This is a genomic window from Methylophaga pinxianii (genome assembly GCF_020447225.1).
GTDB lineage: Bacteria > Pseudomonadota > Gammaproteobacteria > Nitrosococcales > Methylophagaceae > Methylophaga > Methylophaga pinxianii.
Genome location: NZ_JAJAEO010000074.1, coordinates 1 through 1092, shown reverse-complemented (window position 1 = coordinate 1092; position 1092 = coordinate 1). Strand labels below are relative to the sequence as shown.

The 1092-nt window shown below is 45.7% G+C and carries 1 protein-coding gene and 1 pseudogene; one reads left to right on the top strand and one right to left on the bottom strand.

The window, feature by feature from the left end; genetic code table 11:
• The first annotated feature begins 231 nt into the window (after positions 1 to 231).
• Entirely contained in the window at positions 232 to 918 is a 687-nt protein-coding gene (locus LGT40_RS00360; protein ID WP_226069665.1) for a RepB family plasmid replication initiator protein, read from the top strand.
• Here the strand turns inward: LGT40_RS00360 and LGT40_RS16505 are convergent.
• A pseudogene (locus LGT40_RS16505) lies at positions 838 to 1092 on the bottom strand (IS3 family transposase); the annotation flags it as partial. The gene LGT40_RS00360 and the pseudogene LGT40_RS16505 overlap by 81 nt on opposite strands.

Genomic DNA, 1092 nt, shown 5'->3' with positions numbered 1-1092 from the left:
TCGCCAGCAGCAGGAACCCACCGAAGCAACTCATTGCGGCGCGATGCCGGGATGAGCGCCGTAGGAATCTCCGGCCTTTAGGCCGGGGAGGATGTCAAGGTGTGATGACTCTAATGAAGCCTCGCTAGCTGTGGATGTACGATAGAACGACAGATTTACGGTATGAAATAAAATTCTTCAGGTATATATTTCGAGACACCAACCGGTGATGTCGTTGTATAGGTTTTGAAGATGTCCAATGAAAATAACAGGCTGATCGTTAAATCAAACAAGCTAATTGAAGCCAGTTATAGGCTTACATTGAATGAGCAACGTGTTTTGCTGGCGGGTATCTCACAGATTGATTCTCGCAACAGCCTTGAGGAAAACATGACATTTGAAGTGCATGCTCAGGATATTCAGGACTTAGTAGGTTTAGAGGAGAATAAAAATATCTATCGCGCTTTAAAGGCGGCTTCAGAGAAGCTTTATGAGCGAACCGTTTTAATTGATGATCCCGATCCATCTAACCCCGCTATCACGAAACGTAAAACTCGCTGGATCAGTTCAATTGATTACATCCCCGGTGAAGGACGGCTGGTGATGATTTTCTCTGCCGGTATCATCCCCTACCTCTCCAGCCTCACATCCAGCTTCACTAAATATAAATTGACTCATATCGCTCGTTTTGAGAGCGTTTATTCGATTCGGATGTATGAGATGTTTTCGCAGTGGTCTGGTGTTGGGCGATTTGAGATAACACTTGATGAATTTCGAGAACGAATACAGGTGCAAAATCTTTATAAACGCGTCACTGATCTAAAAAAGCGGGTTATCGATCCTGGTGTAAAGGAAATCATTTGGTGCAATCGCATGAAGCGCTCTGACACCATTATCGCTCGGTTTATAACGTCGTTTGCGTCGCGCCATGAGCCCTAGTTTCTGCATCAGCCGAGCAACCCGGTTAACAGAGCAGGTAATACCCCAATCATATAAATCACGCCATACACGCGGGGAACCATAGGTCCGGTCACTGCCGTGATAGCTTTCCTGTATATGGGCTTTAATGATTTGGTTAGCTTGTTCACGACGGCTTGGCTTTCTGACCAGCCA